This window comes from Leifsonia sp. 10L418, from assembly GCF_056395445.1.
Map to the genome: position 1 here is coordinate 1 of NZ_JBFTJN010000004.1, position 22,440 is coordinate 22,440.

Annotated in this window: 22 protein-coding genes and 1 pseudogene; 11 read left to right on the forward strand and 12 right to left on the reverse strand. The window is 66.4% G+C overall.

The genetic code is table 11. The features are described from left to right. From AC1DCF_RS10270 to AC1DCF_RS10285, 4 genes are all read left to right on the forward strand, one after another. A partial coding sequence (locus AC1DCF_RS10270; RefSeq protein ID WP_477210927.1) for an HNH endonuclease signature motif containing protein occupies positions 1-1,194 on the forward strand: 1,194 nt, incomplete at its 5' end. A 213-nt stretch (positions 1,195-1,407) separates the two neighbouring features. Then, on the forward strand, positions 1,408-1,617 hold the full coding sequence (locus AC1DCF_RS10275) for a heavy-metal-associated domain-containing protein (protein ID WP_477210928.1): 210 nt from the start codon (positions 1,408-1,410) through the stop codon (positions 1,615-1,617). A gap of 2 nt (positions 1,618-1,619) precedes the next feature. After that, positions 1,620-1,808: a hypothetical protein gene (locus tag AC1DCF_RS10280; RefSeq protein WP_441792474.1), complete on the forward strand. Its 189-nt coding sequence runs from the start codon at positions 1,620-1,622 to the stop codon at positions 1,806-1,808. An 11-nt stretch (positions 1,809-1,819) separates the two neighbouring features. Further along, positions 1,820-4,111: a heavy metal translocating P-type ATPase gene (locus AC1DCF_RS10285; protein ID WP_477210929.1), complete on the forward strand. Its 2,292-nt coding sequence runs from the start codon at positions 1,820-1,822 to the stop codon at positions 4,109-4,111. Between the two features lie 183 nt (positions 4,112-4,294). On the opposite strand, the gene AC1DCF_RS10290 is transcribed toward AC1DCF_RS10285, so the two are convergent. From AC1DCF_RS10290 to AC1DCF_RS10310, 5 genes are all read right to left on the reverse strand, one after another. Then, a complete protein-coding gene (locus AC1DCF_RS10290) occupies positions 4,295-5,968 on the reverse strand; it encodes an amidohydrolase (protein WP_477210930.1) in 1,674 nt (557 codons plus the stop codon). A gap of 14 nt (positions 5,969-5,982) precedes the next feature. Next, the gene (locus AC1DCF_RS10295) at positions 5,983-7,458 is read right to left on the reverse strand and encodes a carboxylesterase/lipase family protein (protein ID WP_477210931.1); all 1,476 of its coding nucleotides are present in this window, start codon (positions 7,456-7,458) and stop codon (positions 5,983-5,985) included. Positions 7,459-7,703: 245 nt separating this feature from the next. Beyond that, on the reverse strand, positions 7,704-8,612 hold the full coding sequence (locus AC1DCF_RS10300) for a sensor histidine kinase (protein WP_477210932.1): 909 nt from the start codon (positions 8,610-8,612) through the stop codon (positions 7,704-7,706). Between the two features lie 7 nt (positions 8,613-8,619). Next, entirely contained in the window at positions 8,620-9,171 is a 552-nt protein-coding gene (locus tag AC1DCF_RS10305; protein ID WP_477210933.1) for a hypothetical protein, read from the reverse strand. Next, complete coding sequence (locus tag AC1DCF_RS10310) at positions 9,168-9,863, reverse strand: response regulator (RefSeq protein WP_477210934.1); 696 nt, start codon at positions 9,861-9,863, stop codon at positions 9,168-9,170. The genes AC1DCF_RS10305 and AC1DCF_RS10310 overlap by 4 nt, the downstream gene beginning before the upstream one ends. 95 nt (positions 9,864-9,958) lie before the next feature. Between AC1DCF_RS10310 and AC1DCF_RS10315 the strand changes: the two genes are divergently transcribed. After that, the gene (locus AC1DCF_RS10315; protein WP_441792480.1) at positions 9,959-10,975 is read left to right on the forward strand and encodes a magnesium and cobalt transport protein CorA; all 1,017 of its coding nucleotides are present in this window, start codon (positions 9,959-9,961) and stop codon (positions 10,973-10,975) included. Here the strand turns inward: AC1DCF_RS10315 and AC1DCF_RS10320 are convergent. Then, positions 10,972-11,979: an adenosine deaminase gene (locus tag AC1DCF_RS10320; protein WP_477210935.1), complete on the reverse strand. Its 1,008-nt coding sequence runs from the start codon at positions 11,977-11,979 to the stop codon at positions 10,972-10,974. The two genes, AC1DCF_RS10315 and AC1DCF_RS10320, sit on opposite strands and share 4 nt — an antisense overlap. Positions 11,980-12,133: 154 nt before the next feature. On the opposite strand from AC1DCF_RS10320, the gene AC1DCF_RS10325 reads away from it, so the two are divergent. Together AC1DCF_RS10325 and AC1DCF_RS10330 are read left to right on the forward strand one after the other, a co-directional pair. Further along, complete coding sequence (locus AC1DCF_RS10325) at positions 12,134-15,871, forward strand: AAA family ATPase (RefSeq protein WP_477210936.1); 3,738 nt, start codon at positions 12,134-12,136, stop codon at positions 15,869-15,871. Positions 15,872-16,235: 364 nt separating this feature from the next. After that, positions 16,236-16,475, forward strand: a complete 240-nt coding sequence (locus AC1DCF_RS10330; protein WP_477210937.1) for a hypothetical protein — start codon at positions 16,236-16,238, stop codon at positions 16,473-16,475. A 53-nt stretch (positions 16,476-16,528) separates the two neighbouring features. Here the strand turns inward: AC1DCF_RS10330 and AC1DCF_RS10335 are convergent, their stop codons facing one another. The 3 genes from AC1DCF_RS10335 to AC1DCF_RS10345 are packed head-to-tail and all read right to left on the reverse strand — an operon-like array spanning position 16,529 to position 19,087. Next, positions 16,529-17,191, reverse strand: coding sequence for a response regulator (locus AC1DCF_RS10335; RefSeq protein ID WP_477210938.1), 663 nt, complete (start codon positions 17,189-17,191; stop codon positions 16,529-16,531). Further along, on the reverse strand, positions 17,188-18,333 hold the full coding sequence (locus tag AC1DCF_RS10340) for a sensor histidine kinase (protein WP_477210939.1): 1,146 nt from the start codon (positions 18,331-18,333) through the stop codon (positions 17,188-17,190). Before AC1DCF_RS10340 ends, AC1DCF_RS10335 begins: the two co-directional genes overlap by 4 nt. Positions 18,334-18,337: 4 nt before the next feature. Further along, positions 18,338-19,087 (reverse strand): DUF2306 domain-containing protein, encoded by a 750-nt coding sequence (locus tag AC1DCF_RS10345; protein WP_477210940.1) that lies wholly within the window; start codon positions 19,085-19,087, stop codon positions 18,338-18,340. Positions 19,088-19,173: 86 nt separating this feature from the next. Between AC1DCF_RS10345 and AC1DCF_RS10350 the strand changes: the two genes are divergently transcribed. Together AC1DCF_RS10350 and AC1DCF_RS10355 are read left to right on the forward strand one after the other, a co-directional pair. Continuing rightward, complete coding sequence (locus AC1DCF_RS10350) at positions 19,174-19,587, forward strand: ankyrin repeat domain-containing protein (protein ID WP_477210941.1); 414 nt, start codon at positions 19,174-19,176, stop codon at positions 19,585-19,587. Positions 19,588-19,698: 111 nt separating this feature from the next. Beyond that, positions 19,699-19,878, forward strand: a complete 180-nt coding sequence (locus AC1DCF_RS10355) for a hypothetical protein (RefSeq protein WP_441792488.1) — start codon at positions 19,699-19,701, stop codon at positions 19,876-19,878. Between the two features lie 201 nt (positions 19,879-20,079). On the opposite strand, the gene mscL is transcribed toward AC1DCF_RS10355, so the two are convergent. Beyond that, positions 20,080-20,508, reverse strand: coding sequence for a large conductance mechanosensitive channel protein MscL (gene mscL, locus AC1DCF_RS10360; protein WP_477210942.1), 429 nt, complete (start codon positions 20,506-20,508; stop codon positions 20,080-20,082). Between the two features lie 56 nt (positions 20,509-20,564). Here mscL and AC1DCF_RS10365 point away from each other — a divergent pair, with 56 nt between their 5' ends. Then, entirely contained in the window at positions 20,565-20,723 is a 159-nt protein-coding gene (locus AC1DCF_RS10365) for a hypothetical protein (protein WP_477211162.1), read from the forward strand. A 14-nt stretch (positions 20,724-20,737) separates the two neighbouring features. On the opposite strand, the pseudogene AC1DCF_RS10370 reads toward AC1DCF_RS10365, so the two are convergent. Both AC1DCF_RS10370 and AC1DCF_RS10375 read right to left on the reverse strand, forming a co-directional pair. Then, positions 20,738-20,878 (reverse strand): annotated as a pseudogene (locus AC1DCF_RS10370) (FmdB family zinc ribbon protein); the annotation flags it as partial. A gap of 46 nt (positions 20,879-20,924) precedes the next feature. Continuing rightward, positions 20,925-21,503: a 5-formyltetrahydrofolate cyclo-ligase gene (locus AC1DCF_RS10375; protein WP_441792490.1), complete on the reverse strand. Its 579-nt coding sequence runs from the start codon at positions 21,501-21,503 to the stop codon at positions 20,925-20,927. Between the two features lie 34 nt (positions 21,504-21,537). On the opposite strand from AC1DCF_RS10375, the gene galU reads away from it, so the two are divergent. Then, positions 21,538-22,431, forward strand: a complete 894-nt coding sequence (gene galU, locus AC1DCF_RS10380; protein WP_477210943.1) for a UTP--glucose-1-phosphate uridylyltransferase GalU — start codon at positions 21,538-21,540, stop codon at positions 22,429-22,431. The last annotated feature ends 9 nt before the right edge of the window (positions 22,432-22,440 follow it).

The window sequence follows — 22,440 nt, forward strand, 5'->3', positions numbered from 1 at the left end:
CTGCGGCAGCGCTGGGCGAACCGGCGAGTACTCGTGACCGAACTCGCCTGCGCGTTGCGGGTGCCGGAACGCACGATGGAGACGCAGATCGCGATCGGCCAGGCGCTCATTCACTCGCTGCCGGATACGTTCGCGGCGTTGCAGGCCGGGCAGATCAGCTACCGGCACGCCACCGTGCTGGCCGACCAGACGTTCACGCTCAGTCCGGCGGACCGGGCCGCGCTGGAGAAGGCGGTGTTGCCCGGTGCCGGGAACCTGATCGTGTCCCGGTTCGCGCAGAAGACCCGCAAGGCCCGGGAGCGGTTGGACCCGGAATCGATCACCGCCCGGCATCAGAAAAGTGTCGCGGACCGGGCGGTGTTCTTCGAACCGGCCGCCGACGGCATGGCGTACCTCAGCGCGTTCCTGCCCGCCGCCCAGGCGCAGGCGATCTGCACCCGACTGACGAGCACCGCGCGCGGCTTGCAACGGGCCGACGAGCCGCGCACCCTGACCCAGTTGAAGGCGGATGTGCTCGCCGACCTGATCCTCGACCGGGACACGACCGGCGATGACGACGCGGACGACGACGACGCGGACGAAACCGACGGCGACGGTGGGGCGGCGACCGGCACCGGCCGGAGCCGCCGGAAGCGTCGCCGCGGGATCAAGGCGGACGTCGTGATCCTGGTCCCGGCGTTGACCCTGCTCGGCCGCAGCGACGAACCCCCGGTGCTCGAAGGGTACGGGCCGATCGACCTCGACACCGCCCGGGAACTCGCCGGCAGCTCACCCGGCTGGCTGCGGGTGCTCACCAACCCGGAAACCGGGGCGTTCCTCTCCGTCGGCCGCGACCGCTACACCCCGCCGGCCGACCTGCGGGCGGCACTGCGGCTCCGGGACGCGACCTGCCGGTCGCCGGGGTGCAGCCGGGCCGCCGCGGACTGCGACATCGACCACAGCATCCCGTTTTGGGAGAACGGCCACCGCGGCGAAACGAACCTGACCAACCTGGCCTCACTCTGCCCGAAGAACCACCGCGACAAACACGAAATCGGCTGGTCCTACGTGCAAGACGACACCGGCACGATCACCTGGACCTCCCCGACTGGGCACCGGTACACGACCGAACCCGAACACCGGATCGGGCCCAGCACGCCGCCCGAAGAGCGCTCTGAATCGCTCCCGGCTGAGGTCGGAATTCCACCGTTCTGACGGTTGTGAGACCGGAATACAGGATCCCTCCGAGAAGCGTCGGCAAGCTCAATCGCGACTCAATCACTAATGGGCTTGGTCGCTGTTGCGCGATCAACGCTGCACTTGAGTGTGCAGGACTTGCGGGGAATAGCCCGCATGGGTCTAAGGTTGATCCAGGTGATACCCCCTAGGGGTACTTTATCGACAACGTGTGCACGAAGGAGACAACAGATGACGACCACTGAATTCGCCGTAACGGGGATGACCTGCTCACACTGCGAGCGTTCGGTCACCGCCGAGGTCACCCAGCTCGACGGCGTCACCGCGGTCGACGTCAGCTCGGCAACGGGAAAACTCGTGGTCACCAGCGCCGCGCCGCTCGACGACGCTGCCGTGATCACGGCCGTCGACGAGGCGGGTTACCAGGCGGTGCGGGCCTAACCATGCGCGCACCCGCCACATTGGGTTTGTTCGGCGCAGGGCTGGCTGCGATCTTCGCCGGTAGCCTGCTCGTCGGCCAAGCCTTGGCCCCTGTCATCGGGCCGGATGCGGAGTCGAGCGTCGGTTCGAACGTCGGCCCGAGCATCGCCCCGACCATTCAGCCCGAGCACAACGACGACGTGAATCACTAGAGGAATATCAGATGAGTGAGACCTCGCTCGAGACACCGATCGGCACCCGCATCGAACTCGAGATCGGCGGAATGACCTGCGCCTCCTGCGCGATGCGCATCGAGAAGAAGCTCAACAAACTCGACGGGGTGACCGCGACGGTCAACTATGCCACCGAGAAGGCGCGCGTCTTCGTGCCCGCCGGGGTCGACGCATCCGCTGTCATCGCCGAAGTCGAGAAGACCGGCTACACCGCAGCGCTCCCGGCGACGAAGGCGGATGCCGCGGGGAGCGGTACCGGCTCCGACGGCGACAGCGCCCCGGCCGACCCCGAGTTGACGTCACTCCGCCAGCGGCTAATCGGCAGCATCATTCTCTCGGTTCCTGTGATCGTTCTCGCGATGGTGCCGGCGCTGCAATTCACCTACTGGCAGTGGGCGTCGCTGGCCCTGGCCTCACCGGTGATCGTCTGGGCGGCCTGGCCGTTCCACAAAGCGGCCTGGATGAACCTGCGCCACGGCGCCGCCACCATGGACACCCTCGTGTCGGTCGGCACGATCGCCGCCTACCTCTGGTCGCTCTACGCTCTGTTCCTCGGAACCGCGGGCGTGCCCGGCATGACCCACGGTTTCGACTTCGCGCTCACCCGCTCGGACGGCGCAGCCAACATCTACCTCGAGGTCGCCGCCGGTGTGACCATGTTCGTGCTCGCCGGGCGCTATTTCGAGAAACGCTCCAAGCGTCAGGCGGGGGCCGCGTTGCGCGCGCTGATGGAGCTCGGTGCGAAAGATGTCGCGGTGCTGCACGGCGGCGTCGAGGCCCGCATCCCGACCGAGCAGTTGGCCGTCGGCGACGAGTTCGTGATCCGCCCCGGTGAGAAGATCGCGGCGGATGGCGTGGTCGTCGACGGACGGTCGGCCGTCGATGCGAGCATGCTCTCCGGCGAATCAGTTCCGGTCGAGGTCGCAATCGGTGACCCCGTGACCGGCGCAACGGTGAACGTGGGTGGTCGCCTGGTCATCCGTGCGACGCGGGTCGGCTCCGACACCCAACTGGCTCAGATGGCCCGGCTTGTCGAAGAGGCGCAGTCGGGCAAAGCCGAGGTGCAGCGTCTCGCCGACCGGGTGTCCGGCGTGTTCGTACCGATTGTCTTCGCGATCGCGGTGGCCACGCTCGGTGTCTGGATCGGTGCCGGCTTTCCGCTCTCGATGGGGTTCACCGCGGCGGTGGCCGTGCTCATCATCGCCTGCCCGTGTGCGCTCGGGCTGGCCACCCCGACAGCCCTCCTTGTCGGAACCGGCCGCGGCGCGCAGCTCGGCATTTTGATTAAGGGGCCAGAAGTTCTGGAATCGACCCGCACGGTCGACACCATCGTCCTCGACAAGACCGGAACCGTCACCACCGGCACGATGACCCTGCTCGCGGTGATCACTGCCGCGTCGACGTCCGCCGCCACAACCGAGGCCGAGCTGCTGCGTCTCGCCGGTGCCCTCGAAGACGCGTCTGAGCATCCGATTGCCCGGGCCATCGCGAAGGGTGCCACGCAACGGGTCGGAGCGCTGCCGGTGCCCGAATCCTTCGTCAATGTCGAGGGTAAGGGCGTGCAGGGCGTCGTCGACGGGCACACCGTTCTCGTTGGCCGTGAGTCGCTGCTGGCCGACTGGTCGATCACGCTGGGCGAAGAGTTGGCGCTCGCGAAGTCACGCGCCGAATCCGAAGGTAAGACCGCGGTCGTGGTCGCTTGGGACGGCGAAGCACGCGGGGTGCTCGTGGTCGCTGACGCCGTCAAAGCAACGAGCGCCGAGGCGATTCGCCAGCTCAAGTCGCTCGGCCTGACTCCGGTGCTGCTCACCGGTGACAATGCCGCTGTGGCTGAGCAGGTTGCCGCAGAGGTCGGGATCGACCAGGTGATCGCCGAGGTCATGCCGCAGCAGAAACTCGACGTGATCAGGCGGCTGCAGGCCGAGGGCAAGGTCGTGGCGATGGTCGGCGACGGCGTCAATGATGCCGCGGCGCTCGCCCAGGCCGATCTCGGTCTGGCGATGGGAACCGGCACCGATGCCGCCATCGCGGCCGCCGATCTCACGCTGGTGCGGGGTGATCTGCGTGCGGCAGCGGATGCGATCCGGCTGTCCCGCAGCACGCTCGGCACGATCAAGGTGAACCTGTTCTGGGCGTTCGCCTACAACGTGGCGGCGATTCCGCTGGCAGCAACCGGGCTGCTCAACCCCATGCTGGCGGGCGCGGCGATGGCGTTCTCGAGCGTCTTCGTGGTGAGCAACAGCTTGCGGTTGCGGTCGTTCAGGTCTCATTCGGGGGCGTAAGGGCATTGGTGATCGAGCGGGCTCGGTGATCGAGCTTGTCGAGATCCGGTAACCCGGTCTGCGGATCGGCTCACGAGGTCTCGACAGGCTCGACCAGCGGAATCGGCTCGGGCTACGGAATCGGCTCGGGCTACGGAATCGGCTCGGGCTACGGAATCGGCTCGGGCTACGAAATCGGCTCGGCTACGAAATCGGCTCGACCAACGACGCGTCAAAAACCGTCTTTCCTCCGAGAACGGTTTCCAGCACCGGGATGTTCGCGATGCTTCCCGCGGGCGAGGTGACGGCATCCGTCGCGAGCGGCGACGAACCGAGAACCACAAAATCGGCGAGTTTTCCGACCGCGATCGAGCCGACCTCGTGCTCAGAGAACAGCTGATACGCGCTGTCGAGGGTCTGCGCCCGCAGCGCCTGCGCGACGCTGATGCGCTCTGCTGGTGCCAACACCCGCCCCGACCGGCTGCGGCGGGTCGCCGCGATCTCGATATTGCGCAGCGGCTCCGGCGGAGTCACCTGGCCGTCGTTGTGAAAGGAGATCCGCACCCCGGCGGCCAGAGCGGACCCGGCACGCACCCAGACGGCACCGTGCTCGAGTCCGAACAGACCCTCGACCAAGACGTCACCCCAGTAGTAGAGGTGATCGATGAACAGGCTCGTTGTGACGCCGAGGCGTGCGGCCCGGTCGAACTGCTCCGGAGTCATTGCACCGACGTGCTCAAGGCGCAACCGGTGATCGGCTCGCGGGTGCCGTGTGAGCAGCCGCTCCCAGGCATCCAGAACCGCGTCGATGGCGAGGTCGCCGTGCGCATGGCAGGCGAGCTGCCAGCCGGCGGCAAAGTAGGCCTCGCTGATCTCTTCGATCTCGGCCTCGGTGTAGTTCGCGTGACCGTGGTGGTGCGGTTCGAGTCCGAGCGCGCGGGTGGCCGCGGTGTCGAGGTAGGGGAACGAAGTGGCGATGTTGCCGACCCAGGGTGAACCATCCGCCCAGAGTTTGATGCCGATCTGCCGCACCATGTCGTTGCCGTCGCCGGGCTGCGCGGCACTCGTCTTCGCCGCCGTCGACATCTCGTAGAGCCGCAGTCTCACGGTCAGTGCGCCGGCCTGCCGCGCCGCGTCGAGCCGGGCGCGACTGCTGGGGTCGAAACCGAGTTCGCCGATGGTCGTGATTCCCGCTGCGTTCAACCGGCGGGATTCGGCGGCGAGAAGGGCGACGAACTCGTCGGGCTCGATGGCCAGTGCCGGGCCGAAGATGAGCTCGGCGGCGCCGACCTCCTGCAGGCTGCCGTCGAGGTCGCCGGCTTCGTCTCGCCCGAAGGAGGCGCCCACCGGGTCCGGCGTCTCACGGGTGACCCCGCTGAAGGTGGCGGCGGCGGAGTTGAACCACGCCGAATGGCCCGAATTGTGCAAGATGGCGAACGGCTTGTCGGGGCAGAGCTCATTCATCCAGTCGAGGGTCGGCGTCGGCAAGCCGACCTGCAGGAGGGGATCCCAGCCGTTCGCGTAGACGCCGCCGGGGCCGGCGACGTCGATCGCGGCGTGCAGAATCGCAAGCGCCTGCGCGGCCGTCGCGGCGACAACCGGTCGGATGTCGACCATCCGCGGACTGATGAACACCGCCTCAGAAAGCGGATGCCCGTGCGCTTCGACGAATCCCGGCAACAGCACCGTGTCGCCCAGCTCGCTCACCTGAGTGTGTGCGCCGATCAGCGCGTCGGCACCGGCCCGATCGCCCACGTAAACGATGCGCTCGCCGAGCACGGCGACGGCCTCGGCGACCGCATGTTCGGGATCCAGGGTGAGCACGGTCCCGAGAAAAACGCGTTCAGCGAATGGGTGAGCATCGTCAGCGAGAGCCATGGGGTCAGCTTAGGTCAGTGTCGCGGTGCTCCCGCGGACTGTCGCGCGGTGTCGTTCTGCAGCCGCAACTCGGCGTCGAGATCGTCGACCAGCGCATCCTGGCCGTCGAAGATCATCGTCGCGCGATGCTCGTCGAATGACGTCCAGACCGGTTCGCCGCCCGCGTGCGTGGGGATGCCGAGCTTCGCGAACGACAACCAGCGGTGCTGGAACCGCGCCGAGAGCCGCTGTGCGGTCGAATCGGAGGCGAGTGCTTCGAGCCGTGCGATCGGGCCGCGGGGGAGGGCGCCCCAGAGGTAGGGGAGCTCAGAGGAACGCGGGGCTCGGCTGCCGAACGCTCGTCGAGATAATGGCGTGTAATCGAATCGATAGAGCCATACCGGTGCGAACCGGCTATGGGCGTCGGCGATCGCGAGGGCCGCCAACCGGGGGTCGGTTTCCGTCGTCGTCGCGTGACCGTCGTGCTTGCTCGACAGCACTGCGGCCAGCCCCGTTGCCACGTCGTGGTTCGAACCGATCACGAGGGGTATGCGGTGAGCCCGGCCGTTCTCCAGTGCGGTGAGCGGATGCTCGGGCACCAGCGTTCCGTCGACGACTGCGGCGAACGGCGTGCCGGCATCTGCCAACAGTGTGCGCGCTTCAGAAGGGCGGGTGGCCTCAGAAAGACGGGTCGCCGCGACAAGCCGGGCCGCCGCAGCAACCAGGGCGTCTGACCGCTTCTCGCGCAACAGGTGGATGTCGGTGGGGTGCACACGAAGCATCGCCAAGACTGTGCGTGCGGTGTTCGCGGCGTCGGCGGCGCTGTGCGCTGTGACGGCCGGTGGGCTCTGGGCGATCGCTCGGTGAAAGAGACCCGCGGCCGTCGGCACCCCGAGAAGGGTGGTGACAATGGAACCACCGGAGGATTCCCCGCCGATGGTGACCCGGCTCGGGTCGCCGCCGAACTGGGCGATGTTGCTCTGCACCCACTCAAGCGCGGCGATCACGTCGCGCACGGCGAGATTCGAGTCGAACGGTTGCTGACGCGTCGCAAATGACGAGAAGTCGATAAAACCGGGGATCCCCAGTCGGTAGGTGACGCTCACCACGACAACGTCGCCATTCTCGGCCAGTGATCGACCGGAGAACGGGCGCACGTTCGCGGCGCCCTGCAGGTTGTCGCCGCCGTGAATCCAGAACAGGACCGGCTTGCGGGAGGTGCCACCCGACGGCGACCACACGTTGACGGTCAGGCAGTCCTCATGCATGCGTCCGGCGGCCGGGCGGGAAAACACCGACGAGCGGGGTTGGGGTGACTGCGACCCGAATGCGGTCGCATCGACGATGGCACCGGCGAGCGGTGGTGGCTGCGGTGCGCGAAAACGAAGCTCTCCGAGAGGCGGCGCGGCGTAGCGGATGCCCCTCCACACGTTGGTGGAGCCGTCGAGCGTTCCGCGAACGGCACCGAATTCGGTGTCGGCGACTACTCCGATGCTGTGCGTAGATTCCACAAGTCCCCCCTCCTGTGCAGACTACGACAGTGGCATGCGCAGACTTCGAGGGTGTTCGGTTAACGCGACCTTTTCATCGTCGGTGATCGAGGAGCAGCCGACGGAGGAGGCCGCGTCTCGAGATCAGGCGAGCCGATCTCTGAACCTGGTTGCGTACGGGGGTCGACTTACGAGGTCACTTCGACAGGCTCAGTACATCGCTCGAGACGGCCGCGGGCGGCCTCCTCGACCAACGAAGTGGTCGATCAGGCCAACTCGACGACGAGCGACACCTCGCCGCGCGATTCGCTCAGTGTCACGGCGCTCGCGGAGCTCTGGAGGGAGCGCAGTCCGAGACCATTCGTCGGCCCCGACGAGATCACGCCAGCCGACCTGACCGTGATGATCGCACGGGGGAGGGGGCCGGCAACGCCCAGGTGCACGTCGACACGCTGTCCGTTTCCGTGACGCACGGCGTTTGTGAACCCTTCGGAGAGGGCATCCACCGCCATCTCGGTGCGCGCCGCGTCGGCTGCGAGTACCGGCCAGACCTCGTCGTCGTACCGCGCCGTGATGCGCAGCGCACTGCCCCACATGGTGATGAGCGCCTTGACTTGTTCTGCTGCCGGTGTGGGATCCACGACGTCGTCTTGCGCGACCTCGTGCTTGATCCGCGCGATGGTGGTCATCACGTCGCCCCACACGTTGGTGGACAGCGGGTCGGTCGTTGCCGAGGATCGGCGTTGAAGTGAGAGCGCAGCGGCGACCAACTCGCCCTGCACCGCCGTGTGCAAAAGGTGTGCCGTGCGCTTGCGTGCCAGCCGCAGCCGACTATGAGTGTGTGCGGTGTGCTGTACTTCTTCCGCCAGCAGCTCGGCAAGTCGTTGCTCGTCGCCGGCGAGTTCCGCGGCGGTGGCGGCGATGATGCTGAGAGCGAGCGCGAAACTCGGATAGATGAAAGCGGGTGACCAGTTCATGGTGGGCGAGTACCCGGCGGTGTGCGCCGACCAATGCATGACGAGGGTGGCCAGAATCGCAGTGGAGGTGTAGCCGAGCGAAAGCACGGCGATCCGCACGCCGGAGTTTTGCACCCTGCGCGTGAGCGCCGCTGTCAGGGCGCTGCCCGACAGATAGAGCCCGGCGCCCAGCACCAGCTGAATCACGGTGAAAGTCACGCTGACGTTAGTCGATGCGCACCGTGACATCGTCGACGTACTGACGTCGCAGTCCCTCCAACTGTTGCTCATCGAACTCGCGCTGCAGATTCAGCGTGGTCAGGGCTGAGCGCAAACGCCGTTGCACCGCTTGGTGCCGCCGGAGCACATCGATCAGCAACGCGATGAGGGTCAGCATCGTGATCGTGCACACGACATTGATCGCCACGCGGGTGAACACGGCGCCGGGTTGCATCTGCAGCCCGATGGCATCCGACACCACGATCAAAAGAAACGGTCGAGAGGCGCCGAGAACGGCGAACACGATGAGCGCCCGTGCTCGACGATGGCGTCGTTGGCCGGGCCGCAGCACGGTGTAGCGGGCGGCGAACATTCCCGCCCCCGTGAGCACGTGCACGATCGCTGCAACGGCGAACTCGGCTCCGCGCACCGGAGTCGTGTCGACGTACTCTGACCCGCCCATCACGGTCACGGCGAACGGGAAGGTGAGCAACCACGACCAGATCGTCAGAACGTTGGAACCGAACGCCCGGTCGAGCCACCGAAAGCGGCGGGTCATCCGGGCGACTCTGACGATGCGACGTCGGCGGCCACCGGAAGCGGAAAGCCGAAGACCCGCAGGTAGAGATTTGTCGCAGCGACCCGCGGTGTGATCGATGCGTCGTGCGTCAAACCCAGAGCGTCGAAGGTGCGGGTGAGCGTTTTCTCCAGCGCGCGCAGGCTCGTTCCGCGCCGGCGGGCGATCTCCGCGTTCGACGAACCGAGAGCCACGAGCCGCAGGGTATCGAGTTGGGTGTGGGTGAGACGGGCAATCCGATCGATCGGAGCCTCGATCGACGGCGCCGACGAGGGTGATGTCGGCGTCGCGGAGAGCGCCGCATTCACTGCCTGGATGAGGGCATCAACCGACTCGATCGCCGCCTTGTTCACGAACACCGATCCAACGGGCGCGTTGGCCGCGCCCGGGGCGGTGCCGGCTCGCGGGTAGTTGGTGAGAAAGACGATTGCCATGTGCGGGGCCTTCGCATTCACGATCACGGCCAGTTCGATGCCGTTCGGGCGTGATCCGAGATCGATGTCGGTGATCAGCACATCGGGGTCGAGATCGTCGAGGTCGGCCAGTGCCGTGCTCGCCGAGTCCCGGTCGTGCACGATGAATCCGGCATGACGCAGCGCATCGGCGATGAGCGCACGCATGAACGGTTGGTCCTCGACGACGAGCGCAGTGCGCGTCCATCCCCCGTCGGCCATGGATTCAGGGTAGTTGCTGAGGCACGGTCGGCAAAGCCGCTGTGCGGCACAACGTCATCCGCCTGACACACTGGTACCGCGAGTGAGGAGACCCGATGGCGCTGATTGACAACGCGATCTATGTGGGAGGCAAGCGTGTTGCAACGCCGGCCACCCTCGACGAAACCTACGAGGTGATGAAGGCCCACAACGGCTTCGCCTGGATCGGACTGTACCGGCCGACCGACGACGAAGTGTGGTCGGTGGCCGAGGAGTTCAGCCTGCACCACCTGGCCGTCGAAGACACGCTGAAGGGTCACCAGCGGTCGAAACTCGAACGGTACGGCGACGTGCTGTTCATCGTGCTGCGCCCCGCCCGGTACATGGATGTCGATGAGCGCGTGGAATTCGGCGAGCTTCATGTGTTCGTCGGCCCCGACTTCGTGGTGACAATTCGTCATGCGGAGTCGCCGGATCTCGCGAAGGTTCGCCATCGGCTCGAGGCCGAAGAAGGGCTGCTCGCCTTGGGCGCCGAGGCCGTGCTCTACGCGATTCTCGACCAGGTGGTCGACGAGTATGCGCCGGTGATGGCGGGCCTGCAAAACGATATCGACGAGATTGAAGATCAGCTCTTCGACGGCGATCCGGCCGTCGCCCGGCGCATCTACGCGCTGTCTCGCGAGGTCATCGAGCTTCAGCGTGCGACCCAGCCCATGGTCGGGATGTTCGAAGCTCTGCAACGCGGCTTCGACAAATATGCCGTCGACCTGGAACTGCAGCGAAGACTGCGCGACGTGCTCGACCACACCATACGGCTCGTCGACCGCGGCGACTCGTTCCGGCAGCTCTTGCAGAACGCCCTCACCACCCACTCGACCCTCGTCGGGCAGCGACAGAACGACGAAATGCGCCGCCTGTCGGAGACGAGCCTTGCGCAGAGCGAGGAGGTCAAGAAGATCTCAAGCTGGGCGGCGATCCTTTTCGCACCGACGTTGGTCGGAACGATCTACGGCATGAACTTTCGGGTGATGCCTGAGCTGGAGTGGCAGTACGGCTATCCGTTCGCCCTCGCGCTGATGGTGGGAATGGGGTTCGGGCTCTACTTCGTGTTCAAGAAGCGCGGTTGGCTCTAGGCCTGCGCCTGCAACCAAATGTCGACCTCCGCGGTCAGCGCAGCCTTCTCGGCGGCCGTGAGAAACGAGGCCTCGATTCCGTTGCGGGCCAGGAGGGCCAGCTGTACGGCATCCAGATCGAACTCGGCGGTCAACGCCGCCATGTTCTCGTCGACATAGCCGCCGAAGTAAGCCGGGTCGTCGGAATTGACCGTGACGAGAAGTCCCCGCTCGAGCATGCCGAGCAGCGGGTGGTCGGCCAGGGTGTCGATGACGCGCAGGCGCACGTTCGAGAGGGGGCAGACGGTGAGCGGAATGCGCTCGGCAACGAGGCGCTCGACCAGCGCGTCATCTTCGAGACTGCGGATGCCGTGATCGATGCGTTCGACCTTCAAGAGGTCGAGGGATTCCCAGACGTAGGCGGGCGGGCCCTCCTCGCCGGCATGCGCGACCACGTGCAGGCCGTTCGCGCGGGCCAACTCGAACACCTCGGTGAACAGCGACGGCGGGTAGCCGACTTCGGCCGAATCGAGTCCGATCCCGTCGATGGTCACACCATCGGCCACGTCGCCGGCGAGAATCTGCCGCAGAATCTCGAGCGCCTCGGCTGCCGGGCGATCGCGCAAAAAGGTGACGATCAGCTTGGTGCTGACCCCGAACTCGGCCGCCGAGTTCGCCAGCGCATCATGCACGCCGCCGAGCGCGGTCGCCAACGGGATGCCGCGGCTGGTGTGCGCTTGCGGGTCGAAGAAAATCTCGGCGTGACGCACCCCGCCCGCTGCGGCGCGTTTCAGGTAGGCGCGGGTCAGCTCGGCGAAGTCGATACGCTCGCGCACCACATCGAGATTGCGGTAGTACAGGTCGAGAAAAGAGCCGAGGTCGCTGAACTCGTACTGGGCGCGCAGCTCGTCAAGCGACGCCCAGGGGAGGGTCACGTTGTTGCGGGCGGCGAGCTCAAAGATGAGTTCCGGCTCGAGGGTGCCTTCGATGTGCAGGTGCAGTTCAACCAGGGGGAGTGCCATCATTCCATTCTGCCGGTTCGGCGGCCCCCGAGAGGTCGCGCCTGGCGGCACCTCACGAGACCCCAACGAACACGCCCGACCAGTAAATGCGGGCGAGAAACCGCGAAACCCGCACCGCCTCACGGCAAATGCCGCTTCGGCGAATTAGGGTAGGCCTGTGTGGCGCCTCGATAGAAAACCAGAAGACGACGACAATCTGTCCGAGTACTCGGGCGCGCCTGCACCCGATCCGAACGGCAAGACGTCGCCGCACGCGATCAGCCTGGGCGATCCGACCCTGCTCGCCGGCAATATCGCTGAACCGGTCTGGCAGCGTTGGCGCGACGAACTGGCTCAGGTCGGCGGGCGCTCGCCGCTGCTGCACTTCTCCGACAGCCCGCGCACACGCATCGAACTGAGCGCCTCGCATCCGGGCGGTCTGCCCCAATTCATCACCGGCAAGACCACACTGCTGTCGAACCTGATCCGTGACGAGCTCGCCCTTCGCAACGCCCGCCTCGCCGCCGGAGAGATCACTCAGAAGGGCATCGAGTTGCGCTCGATGCGCGGCATCGAATCGGTGCACCTGGCGATCGGACTGGCCGAGTGGCGACACGGCAACGTCGATTTCAATGCCCCCGTCTTGCTGCGGCCCATGGCCATCCGTCGCTACGGCCGTGACTTCGAGCTCAAACTCAACGGCGCCCCCTACCTCAACCCGGAGCTGGCGCGTGCTCTGCACGACCAGTTCCAGATCACTCTCGACGCCGACGCATTCGTGGCCCTGGCGATCACGAACGGTGCGTTCAAACCGCAGCCGGTGATCGACCGCCTGCGCGGACTCACCTCGCACCTGCCCTGGTTCAACGTGGTTCCCCGTTTGGTCGTGTCGTCGTTCGCCGACGTCGGCCGGGCGCTCGCCGCCGATGCGGCCAACCTCGAGCACCCGCTGCTCGACGCGGTCGCCGGCAACCCACGTGCTCGCGGCGTCGTGGAGTCGGCCTACCAGCCGGTAGCCCCGGTGGGTCAGGATGCCCGCCCGCCGGCCACCGACACGCTGCTGCTCGACGCCGACGCAGAGCAAGAGAACGTGGTCAGCCAGATCGCGGCCGGCAACTCGCTCGTGGTGAAGACCCTGCCGGGCACCGGCGGAACCCAGACTATCGTCAACGCCATCGGCGCGCTCATCGCGCAGCACAAGCGTGTGCTCGTGGTCAGCGCGCGTCGGTCGAGCCTCGACGGCATTGCGCACCGGTTGCAGCAGGTCGGTCTGCAGGGTGTCGCGGTGAGCCCGCGGACGCTCCGCCGCGACCTGATTCAGTCGATCACCCGCAACGAGAAGGTCACCCAGCCGCAGGTCGGCGATGTCGACGACGCGCTTGTGCGTCTGCGCAAGGTGCTGCTCGACTACCGCGGCGCCCTGACCCGCCGTGACCCGACGCTCGGCGTCTCCGTGCTCGACGCCCTGGGCGAGCTGGCTCGTCTGGCCCAGCTTCCCTCGCCGCCGGCCACCACTGCACGCCTCGACCGTCGGGCTCTCGAGCTTCTCGCCCACGACCGGGCCACCGCCGCAGAGACGCTGATCAAGGCCGCTGCCTTGGGCGAGTTCCGCTACGGACCCGGCGACTCACCCTGGTACGGCGCAGCATTCGCGAACACGAACGAGGCGTCGACCTCGCACGAGCTGGCCAAGCGCATCAACCAGCATGAGCTGCCGCGTCTACTCGAACGCGCCAACGGACTCGTCGGGCAGACCAAGCTGCGCCCCTTCGAGACGATCACGGAGCTGGGCATCTACCTGCGTCTGCTGCTCGACATCCGTGAAACGCTTGACCGTTTTCAACCGGCCGTTTTCGACCGTCCGCTGACCGAGCTGATCGCCGCGACGGCGGCCCGGCGCGATGCACCCGAGATGTCGGGCGCCAGCCGTCGACGCCTGCGCAAGCTGGCGGAGGAGTACCTGCGGGCCGGCGTTCATGTCAGCGACATGAACGAGAGCCTGCGTCGCATTCAGCAGCAGCGCACGCTCTGGCAGCGCTACGTCGTGGCCGGGTCGACACCCGAGGTGCCGGTCGGCATCGCCGATGTGCACGTCGCCTACGCCCGGGTGGCCGAAGACCTGGCGAAACTGGACGGCCCGCTCGGCATTGCCGGCACGCCCCGGCAGCTCGCCAACCGCCCGGTCAAGGAGCTCGTGCACACGATCGCCGGTCTCGCCGCCGAGAGCGAGGTGCTCGCCAATCTGCATGAGCGCACCGCACTGCTCTCGACACTGCGCGAGAGCAACCTTGACCCGCTGATGACCGACCTGTCGCGCCGTCACGTGTCCGAACAGGATGTCGCCGCCGAGCTGGAACTCGCCTGGTGGCAGTCGGTGCTGGAGACGATGCTCTCGGCCGACAAGGCACTGTTGAACGCGAACACTCAGGTGCTCGACCGTCTCGAAGCCGACTTCAAACTCGTGGACGAGGCGCACGCATCCACCACCGGTCAGCTGCTCGCCTGGATGCTCGGCGAAACCTGGAAAATCGGTGTCGTCGACTGGCCCGACGAGGCGAATTCGTTGCGCCGGATGCTGCGAGCCGACCGGGCGACCCCCGAACTACTGCAGTCCGAGGCACCGCACCTCGGACGCGTGCTTGCCCCCGTCTGGCTTGCCTCACCCTACGAAGTCGCCAGCCTGACCGACGCGGCCCAGTTCGACTCGGTGCTGCTGGTCGACGCCGGCGCGACGACCCTGGCCGAGAACCTCGGTGCGATTCGCCGCGGCAAGCAGATCGTCGCCTTCGGTGACCCGGTCACGCAGACGCCGTCGCCGTTCACGACGGCACTGACGGATGCCGCGGACTCAAACCTCATTCAGTCGGCCCCGCCCGCGCAGGAGACGAACGTCGACGCGCTGCACGCCGACTCGGCGCTGGCCCGGCTGGGCGAACTGCTGCCGACGCTCACGCTGACGCGCAGCTACCGGGCCGGCGGCGAAGACCTCGCCGAGCTCGTCAACCACCGCTTCTACGGCGGTCGCATCGACTCGCATCCGTGGGCCGGAAGCTTCCTCGGCCACGGCAGCCTCACCCTCAACTACGTCGCCGGCGGCCACGGTATGCCCGACCCCGACAGTGGCGCCGTCGAGAGTGTTGACGCCGAAGTGACGCAGGTCGTCGCTCTCGTGATGGAGCACGCGATGAAGCGCCCACGCGAGTCGCTCATGGTGATCACGGCCAGCGCGCGCCATGCGGTGCGGGTGCACCAGGCCGTGCTCGCGGCGTTTGCCAAGCGCACTGACCTGTCTGACTTCATACTGAAAGACCGGGCCGAACCCTTCACCGTGCTCACCCTCGAGCAGGCGGTCGCGCAGAGCCGCGATCGGGTGATCTTCTCGATCGGCTACGGGCGCACGCCGCACGGGCGGATGCTCTCGAACTTCGGCTCGCTCGGCGAGCCCGGGGGAGAACGCCTGCTGGCCATCGGCATGACGCGGGCGCGCCGCTCGATGGATATCGTGTCGTGCTTCCGGCCGTCGGATATCGAAATCGACCGCCAGCGCTACGGGATTCTCGCGCTGGCGCAGGTGCTCAGCGAGACCGAAACAGCAGCCAGCGAGGTATCGGCACCGGATGCGCGTGAGGCGCTGCTGGTCGACCTGGCGTCACGGCTCGAGGGGCTCGGGCTGCGCGTCTCGCTCGGGCACCGCGGCAAGCTCGCGCTCGCGGCGTCGTACAACGGGCGGGCGGTGGCCGTCGAAACCGATGCGGTCGTCGGTCGCAGCAGCCTGCGCGAATCGCTGCGCCTCCGCCCCGAAGTACTGCGCCGTCTCGGCTGGCACTACCTGCGGGTGCACAGTTTCGATCTGTTCACGAACCCGGATGCCGTGGCGGCGCGGGTGGCGGCGCTGGTTGGGGTGCGTCCGGAGTAGCCGTTGCGCGCGTTGAGACCAGCATGCGGCGTTCGACCCGCGACGCGGTGTTTCGGCCGACCGACGGGCTCCATGTTTTCGCTAATGAACTTCAGGGTCATATGAGCCTGAAGTTCATTAGCGAAAAGAGGTCCCCTCCTCGCTGTTGCGCAGACGTCGGAATCTCGTTGGTCGAGGAGCGCGCGAGCGCAGCGAGCCCGTGTCTCGAGCGATGTACTGAGCTTGTCGAAGTGGCCTCGTGAGCCGACGCTCGAACGCAACCAAATTTCGTAGATTGGCTCGCGAGGTCTCGAGACGCGGCCGACTCCGTCGGCTGCTCCTCGACCAACGAGGTTGCGGTTCCCGGCCCGGTACCCTTGAAACTATGAGCACCGACGACCCGACGCCCGGCATCCCGCGGCTGGACGTACCGCGTCAGGCGATCGTGAAAGCCGGCGGCCGCTCACGGCGCGCGCGGCTCGAACCGGCACCGAACACCGACCCCAGCCCCGACGTTCCGGTCGAGCGTGAAGAGGGTGGCGTCGCATCCGTCAGCGGGGACAAGCCCGCGGCGAAGGGCGAGAACGACGACCGCCTCCGACTAGACCGCCCGCCGCACTGGTAGCCGCTCTGGCAGCCGCACCGGTCGCCGCGCTGCTCGCAAAGCACGGGTAGGGATCAGGAGCGCTTGTCGACGCGATCGGTCTGAAACGCCCAGATGGCGACCTCGACCCGATTGCGGGCACCGATCTTGGCCATCAGGCTGGCCAGGTGCGTCTTGACCGTGCTGAGTGTGATGAAGAGTTCGCTCGCAATCTCACCGTTGCTCAACCCACGTGCGACAGTGCCGAGCACCTGCTCTTCGCGGTCGGTGAGCGGTTCGATCGGCTGCGCGCGAGTTGCGGTCGGGGTGGCACCGGCAAAAGCCTCCAGCAGCCGTACCGTGACGTTCGGCGCGATCAGCGCGTCGCCGGCCGCGGCCGCACGTACTGCCTGGGCCAGCAGCGCCGTACCGGCATCCTTCAACAGGAATCCGCGGGCACCGGCACGCAGCGCGGTGAAGACGTATTCGTCGAGATCGAAGGTCGTGATCACCACCACCGCGAGCGGATCGGGAACGCCGGGCCCAGCGAGCGCCCAGGTCGCCTCGATGCCGTCTTGACCGGGCATCCGGATGTCGAACAAGCAGACATCGGGGCGCAACTCACGGGCGAGCTGCACGGCTTCAATCCCGTCGACCGCTTCGCCGACCACCTCGATGTCGGGCTGCGCGTTCAGGATCATCCGCAGTCCGGTGCGCACGAGCTCTTGATCGTCGGCGACGAGCACACGAATTGTCATGTCGACCAGCCTGCCCGAGGCAGGACCGCACTGACTACCCATCCGTTTCCCGGCGCGCGGCCAGCCTGGCAGGTTCCGCCGAGCAGGGTCGCGCGCTCGATCATGCCCCGGATGCCGTAGCCCGGCACAGCGGGCGGGCCGGCTTCGCCGTCGTCGCTCACGCTCAGACTGACGCGGGCTTCGTCGGCGTCGACCAGCACCGCGATCCGCGTCGCATGCACAGCATGGCGGCGGGCGTTGGTGATGGATTCCTGCACGAGCCGGTAGATCGCGGCGGCGACCGTGGGAGGGATGCTCTCGACGTCGCCGGTGATGTGCACATCGACGGCGGGCCCATCCGTGACACCGCTGCCCTGTCCGGGCTGCTGAGCGAGCAGAGCGAGGTCGGCCACCCGCGGGTTCGGCGTCAACGCTGCGGCCTCGTCCTGGCGAAGGATGCGAACCATCGAGCGCATCTCTGACAGCGTCTTGGATGCCTCCGCTTCGATCACGCGCAGGGCGTCGGTCGCCGCTTCGGGGGATCCGGGCGCCATGGCCAGTCCGGCCTGGGCGCGGATGGCGATGGCCGACACGTGGTGGGCGACGGTGTCGTGCAGATCACGGGCCAGCTGCTCGCGCTCGATCAACCGGGCGCTCTCCAGCTCACGTTGCCGCGAGCTCGCCCGAAACCGGAAGGCCAGGCCGAGGCTGATCGTGACCAGAAGCACGGTCAACCCGCCGACGATATCCGCGACGCTCGTGCTGGTGAGCAGCGGGACGGCCGCGCTGGCCAGCAACAGGGGGAGCCCGATGACGAGGGCTCGTCCGTTGCCCCACCGCACGAGTGAATACGGCAGTAGCAGGAGAAAAACGCTCGTGAACAGCTGAATCGACCCACCGAGGAAAGCCGACACGACGCCCGTCGTGATGAAGGCGATCGCGATCATGGCAAGTGGATACGTGCGGCGCCAGAGCAGGGTCGGGGCCACCGCGATCAGCACGATCACCGAGAGCACCGGCGCCGGAATGTTTGGCCGAAGGATGCCCTCGATCACCGCGAGAGCGGTCACAGCCGCGACCAATGCCCAATCCCGCCACACACGCCGTGGCGGTGGTGGGGTGGCGCCTGGCGCATGCCAGATCGAGCGCAGCGGAGCGACCATGCTCTTATGATACGAGCGCATCGGACCGTGCGGATCGGCCGGATGTACGAGACAGCCCGCGTGATGACCCGGCGCGACGGCGGTGGATGACGTACTCAGCGACCGCCAGGTTGATCGCCCAGGCCAATCCCATCAGCACGGCCTTGGTCGTAGCATCGGTCGCGCCGATCAGAAGCATCCAGGGAAGCATGATCAGCGCCTGGGTTCCGGCGCCGACGCCGATGGCGTAGCCGCGGGTCATCCACTCGCTGTGGCGCACGTACTTGTGTCGACGCACTGCCACGAGGCCGAGCACGAGACTCGCCAGCATCGCCCCGCCGAAGATCAGCCGCAGGACGAGGAGAATCTGGCCGTCGCTCGGCGGCAACGGGTAGAACACCGACATCCAGAGTCCCGAGAGGGCGGCGATCAGACCGGCGGGCACCAGAATGCGTCCGGCAATCCGGTGCCAGGACCGGCGCTCTCGCAGGGAGGGTACGAACTGGAAGGCGCCGAGCAGACTGAACACCGTGACGCCGATGATGTGCAGCACGACGGGGATCGGGGAGTCGAAAAAGCGGGAGTTGTCCGCTGTCACGGTGGCGCCGCTCGTCAGTTCGGTCAGCCGTGACGCCCCGGCAACCACCGGGATCAGGCTGAGCAGGATCAGTCCGGTGGGAGCGAGCCACTGGGGCCGGCGAGATGTCGATGTCGTCTTCGCCGACCTTTTCGTCGAGACGAAGGAACCGGGCGAGGCTTCTGTGCGTGATGTCATGGCTCGAGCCTCGCCGGAGCGCTCGGTTGCGGCATCGGCCGAACGGCCGGAGTTCGCTCGGCCGAATGAACGAAATAATAGAAACCATGCGCGACGAGAATTCTGAACCTGCCGATGTCGACCTGAACGCCCAGATCGTGGACGGCGTCTTCGACCTGGCGCGCCAGGGCGCAACCAACGAGCTCGGCGAGATGATCGATGCGGGCGTGCCCCTCGGCATCCGTAACGGTCGTGGCGACACCCTGCTGATCGTTGCCGCCTACCAGCAGCACGGCGACACCGTCGCGGAGCTGCTGCGACGCGGAGCCGACGCCTCGGTCGTCAACGGAATGGGCCAGACCGCCATCGCTTGCGCCGTGTTCCGGGGCAATGAAGAGATCCTGCGGGCGTTGCTCGATGCCGGCGCGAATCCGGCACTCGGCACCCCGACGGGAGTTCAGATCGCCGACCAGTTCGGGATGCCGCGAATGCGTGAAGTGATCGAGTCATACGGGGCCTGAGCTGAGCCCTCAGCTGAGCCCTGAGCGCCCTGAGCGCCGTGAGCCTGATGCCGGCCTCGGCCCAGTCGCAGACGGTTAGGCTTGAGTGTGGGCAAAAGATTGGATTCAACCGTGGACGAGCCGAGGGCAGATGCCCCAACCGATCCGTCGGATGCTCCGCAGCCCGCGCCGAAGAAGCGTCGTCGCTCGCGCTATGCGCTCGCCGACGTGCTGCTGCGGCGTCTCGCGCTGGGCGGCTTTGTCGTGATCGCCATCGTGGCGGCGATCATCACGGCGGTCAACGGCCGATAGACCTTCGGCGATTGAGCCACCTCGGTGATCGAGCCACCTCGGTGATCGAGCCACCTCGGTGATCGAGCCACCTCGGTGATCGAGCCACCTCGGTGATCGAGCTTGTCGAGATCCCGTGACCTAGTCTCGAGATCAGCTCGCGTGGTCTCGACAGGCTCGACCACCGGGCGTGCGTGGTCTCGACAGGCTCGACCACCGGTTCTACAGCGTGTGCTTCGACCCGCTTGGCGCGCCGGCGGCCAGCAGGTCACGGATCTCGACGAGCAGGTCGACCTCGGATGCAGGAGCGGCATCGGGCACCGGCGGCTTGCCACCGTTGCGGCGACGCTCCTGCGCTTCCTTCATCTTGTTGATCGGCATGACGAAGACGAAGTAGACGACTGCGGCGATCAACAGGAAGTTGATGACTGCGGCAAGCACGAGACCGAAGGCCAGTCCTCCGCCGCCCGGAAGCGGAAGGACCAGTGACGTCGCGAGGTCTTTGGAATCGAAGATCGACGCGATGAGCGGGTTGAAAATCCCGTTGACGAGCGCTGTGACGACGGCGGTGAACGCGGCACCAATGACCACGGCGACGGCAAGGTCGATGACGTTGCCGCGCATGATGAATTCTTTGAAGCCTTGAATCATGGCCGTTCCTCCGGTGAGCGGGAGGGACCTAAGAAGCTGAAGGTGCCGCCGCGCTCGTGCTCGTTGATGCAGATGTTGAGCTTGAGACACTACCGGAGGTGCTCGGTGCAGCCGTAGTTGACGTGGCGGCCGACTTCGAGGCCGAGTCAGAAGAGGAGCTCCCCGACGACGCCTTGATTGTCGACTTGCCGGAGTCGCGTGAATCGTTGCGGTAGAAGCCCGAACCGTTGAAGGTCACGCCGATCGACGAGAAGACCTTGCGCAGTTTGCCCTGACAGGTGGGGCAAACGGTGAGGGAGTTGTCGGTGAATGCCTGCTGAATGTCGAAGGCGGTGTCGCACGCGGTGCAACGGTAAGAATAGGTGGGCACTGAATCTCCAGCTGAGGGTCTCGACGGGCGGGTGCGCGTCGAACGTTTAGAACGAGAGAATTCTCGTCGGGGTGATCAGGCCATTGACCGCCTGATCGTGTATTTCGTGAGGAACCTCATCAACGAACTCATTGTCGTAGACGACGGCGTACACCGGTGGGCTTTTCTCCATCGACCCGAGGGTCTTGTCGTAATAGCCGCGTCCCCAGCCCATGCGCACACCCTTCTCATCGACGGCGGCGGCCGGCACGATGATGAGGTCGACATCATTGATGGCGATCGGACCGAGCAACTGACCGGCGGCCTCCGGCATCCCGTGGATGCCTTCGACTTCTTCTTGTTCTTCGCCGACCGTCCAGTCGAGCAGACCGTCTTCTCGGGAGACCGGAAACAGAATGCGGATGCCCTCTGCCTCGGCCCAGTTGAGGAACGGGCGCGTGTTCGGCTCATTGCGAGCTGAGAGGTAGCAGGAAATTGACCGTGCGGACAGGTCGATCACCAAACTTTGAAGGTTTTCGGTGAATCCGGCGGTCGCTGCATCGCGTTCACGCGAGGTGAGGTTAGAACGGCGCTCCCGCAATTCCGCGCGGAGCGCCCTCTTTCGGTGACCGATGTCAGAGACCATGCCTTTCATCCTAGATGCCGATAACGTAGGGGCCATGGGAACCAAGATCACGAAGGCAGTAATACCGGCGGCGGGGCTCGGTACACGATTCCTCCCGGCAACGAAGGCGATGCCGAAGGAGATGCTGCCGGTAGTCGACAAGCCGGCCATCCAATACGTCGTCGAGGAGGCCGTCGCCGCCGGGCTGCACGATGTGCTGATGGTCACCGGGCGCAACAAGAACTCCCTGGAGAACCACTTCGACCGGGTGACCGAGCTGGAGGCATTGCTCGAGCAGAAGGGCGATCGGGAACGCCTGGCCAAGGTCAACGCCTCGACCGACCTCGCCGACATGCACTACGTGCGTCAGGGCGATCCCCTCGGGCTCGGCCACGCCGTTCTGCGTGCAAAGATGCACGTCGGCAACGAGCCGTTCGCGGTGCTGCTCGGTGACGACATCATCGACGCCCGCGACCCGCTGCTCGACAAGATGTTGACCGAGCAGGAGAACCGCAACACCAGTGTCATCGCGCTGCTCGAAGTCGATCCGTCGCAGATCCATATGTATGGTGCGGCTGCCATCGAACCGACCGACGACCCCGACGTGGTTCGGGTGACCGGCCTTGTCGAGAAGCCGTCGGCTGAGGACGCTCCCTCCAACCTCGCTATCATCGGCCGCTACGTGCTGCGCCCCGAGGTCTTCGACGTGCTCGAGCACACCAAGCCCGGCAAGGGCAATGAGATTCAGCTGACCGATGCGCTGCAGGAGATGGCGATCACGCCGGAAACCACCGGCGGCGTCTACGGCGTCATCTTCCGGGGGCGCCGCTACGACACCGGCGACCGCGTCGACTACATCAAGGCAATCGTGCAGCTCGCCGTCGACCGCGACGACCTGCGCGAACAGCTGCGTCCGTGGCTGCGCGAATTCGCCGCGACCCTCGACTAACGACTAAAG